Genomic DNA, 2,767 nt, shown 5'->3' on the forward strand with positions numbered 1-2,767 from the left:
GGTGTGGCTTGTTTTGTTTAGCGACTAATCAGATCGCACAAACTGGACTGAGTTCCCTTCCTCCGGTGATCTACTATTCGGAACAGCTATTTAGGGGGATTGCTGCACGATGTGGGCAAACTCTACCTCTACTACAACGTGGAAGCCGGAGAGGGGATCTGCTCCCAGCATGAAGCCCTGAACTTCATGAAGTTGGAGCCACACCTGCAAAGTCTGATGAGCCAGGATCCCCGGGCATTTGAAGCCCTGTCGGCCTGCTTGTCCGCATCGATTGGCAAGCCGCTTATCCAGTATATGCCGGAGACTATCGTCAAGATGGCGGATCGATTATCGGCCGAAGTATTCAACTGGCGCAGGGTGTTTGCAGGATTGCCCGATTTTTACTGGTTTCGGAAATCGACCAGCGATACGCGGATTTACAAGCGGCTGGATTGATGGCGTGGTCGTGGGCTTAAACCGGTTTTAAAGAAGAGCTGGCAAGATGGCATCACCCACAACGTCCGATGGGGCTCTTGCCGGGGGTAAACAGGTTGCGTGTTGAGATAATGCGGGAGCAATATGTTGGTAAAAGCGATAGTTCCGACGGAGCAGGTCGTAGATGTGATCTGTGATGTGTGTGGTGACAGCACGACAAAGACAATGGCACAGGAATACGGCACATTGTCAGCCCACTGGGGGTATGGCTCGGTACGGCACGATGGCGAGAGATACGAAGTGCATCTCTGTGAAGATTGTTTCTTTGAGACGCTCGCGTCTTTGCGTCAAAGCCATCGCTCGCAGAATATATTTGAGGACGATTATGTGCCAGCCGACCCTGATCGTTTTGGTCGGGTGGAATGACGGATAAACAGTCAGGTGCTCGTAGTGGCGTCGTGAGCTGGGCCACTACAAAGCACCAGCCCGCTATGAAATTTGCAAATCTGCATTCTTGAGCTTAAAGACACAGCCTTGCTGGATCAGCTCCTCCCGGTTGGCGAGCACCAGTGGGTAGAGCAGGGGATTATTAGCATGTTCCCCGTTGTAGCTCACCTGCATCCGCTCCAGGGCGTAATGCATCAAGGGGACGCGCTGTTCTATCAGCAACTTGCCGTCGGTCATCGCATAGTCGCTGGCGATAATGGCCTGCTGTTCATCACCCAGACAGGGATTGGGGGTCACCACAGCGACCACCCGATTGTTCCACTCCAGATCCTGATCTCGACCGTGGGCCGAAGCGTCGAGTAGCTCCGGCTTGCCCCGAAAGCGGCTCATCACAAAGTCCAGATAATCCCTCTTCTTCTCGCAATACGCCCGCACATGCCAGCGAATGCCGTCATAGACCAAGGTATGGGGAACTATATTGCGCCCGCTACGCTCGGCCGAACTGAGCGACACATAATCCACATCCACCCGTAACTGGCTGCGGGCCGCCTGCACCAGACCGCGTACGATGACGGGGTCGATATGGCGGTTAGGCACATCCAGGATCTCGATATGGCCGTAACGCAGGTCCATCAGTGGCAGCGCCAAGACACCTGCCTCATGCTGGCGCTGATGCTGCTTCTCTCGGTGCAGCAGCAACAGATACTCATCCACCTTGCCTTCGCTAAAGCGAGGGCTGAACTGGGCGGTAGGTTTGTAGCCCTTGAGATTGCGGTCGTACTCCAGCCCTTGTGGCGAGACCTCCTGGATATAGCGGTTGATATCCCTCGACGCCTGCTGGCGGCCAATGTTGAAGGCAGTGCAGAGGTGGTTGGTGGTTAGGCGGCCTTCCCACATCAACACGATCTCCAGCAGTCGAAAACGCAAAGTCTGATCCCAGGTGAGCGCCCCAGCGGTCATATGTGCTCCAAAATGCGACATGTGAATGTAACCAGTATCGGCATGAGTATACAGGCGACATATACTGGCAGCACCAATTGTGTAGAGCAAAGGAGAGCGCAATGTACAGCCAGCATGCACTGCAGCGTATGCAGCAACGTGGGATCAGCAAACAAGTGGTCGACGTGCTGCTGAGCTTTGGCAGCTCTCACTGGCGTTGTTGCTCAAATCAGGGAACTATTCGGCAGTTCAGTGATCTGATCTCTTAGGTTCACCCCCAGGAGCGTCAGATGGGCAAGCCAAAACACAAGATCAGCAACTGGAAACAGTACAATCAGGCTTTGGTACAACGTGGTTCTCTGACTATCTGGATGGATGCGTCAGCTATCCGGCGATGGCATTGCCATATCCACCATGGGCGCAGAGGTAGAGGGTTTCACTACAGCGACACAGCCATCGAAACGGCTTTAATGCTCAAGGGGCTCTTTAATCTACCCCTCCGCGCACTTGAAGGTTTCATTAACTCGCTGTTCAAACTGATGGCTGTGCCACTGAAATCACCCGATTACAGCTGCATCAGCAAGCGGGCCAAGACGGTGGAAATCAACTACCGGGCACCGAGCAAGGGGACAGTGACACACCTGGTCATCGACTCCACCGAGCTCAAGGTTTACGGCGAAGGTGAGTGGAAAATGCGTAAGGGAAGGTGCGAACAAGTCCCTGATATGAGATCATGTTTGTCATCTGGAGCCATGGAACAGGGTTCATCATGAGTCATCAGCTCACCTTCGCCGACAGTGAATTCAGCAGTAAGCGCCGTCAGACCAGAAAAGAGATTTTCTTGTCCCGCATGGAGCAGATTCTGCCATGGCAAACATGGTGGAAGTCATCGAGCCGTTTTACCCCAAGGCTGGTAATGGCCGGCGACCTTATCCGCTGGAAACCATGCTACGCATTCACTGCATGC

Annotated in this window: 2 protein-coding genes and 2 pseudogenes; 3 read left to right on the top strand and 1 reads right to left on the bottom strand. The window is 53.8% G+C overall.

Annotation, left to right across the window (positions count from 1 at the left end; all coding sequences use genetic code 11):
• The first annotated feature begins 111 nt into the window (after positions 1 to 111).
• Complete coding sequence (locus AB5Y64_RS02415; protein ID WP_279475502.1) at positions 112 to 435, top strand: hypothetical protein; 324 nt, start codon at positions 112 to 114, stop codon at positions 433 to 435.
• A 468-nt stretch (positions 436 to 903) separates the two neighbouring features.
• Here AB5Y64_RS02415 and AB5Y64_RS02420 read toward each other — a convergent pair whose 3' ends face one another.
• Positions 904 to 1,821 (bottom strand): WYL domain-containing protein, encoded by a 918-nt coding sequence (locus tag AB5Y64_RS02420; protein ID WP_201957185.1) that lies wholly within the window; start codon positions 1,819 to 1,821, stop codon positions 904 to 906.
• 269 nt (positions 1,822 to 2,090) lie between these two features.
• On the opposite strand from AB5Y64_RS02420, the pseudogene AB5Y64_RS02425 reads away from it, so the two are divergent.
• Positions 2,091 to 2,501, top strand: a pseudogene (locus AB5Y64_RS02425) (IS5 family transposase); the annotation flags it as partial.
• Between the two features lie 68 nt (positions 2,502 to 2,569).
• Positions 2,570 to 2,767: pseudogene (locus tag AB5Y64_RS02430) on the top strand (IS5/IS1182 family transposase); the annotation flags it as partial.

Origin of the sequence: Aeromonas sp. R5-1 (genome assembly GCF_040908265.1) — a bacterium.
GTDB lineage: Bacteria > Pseudomonadota > Gammaproteobacteria > Enterobacterales > Aeromonadaceae > Aeromonas > Aeromonas caviae.

What these genes read in the sequence shown, in the direction of transcription:
- AB5Y64_RS02420 (WP_201957185.1), bottom strand. Translation starts at nt 1,821, where the DNA reads ATGACCGCTGGGGCGCTCACCTGGGATCAGACTTTGCGTTTTCGACTG.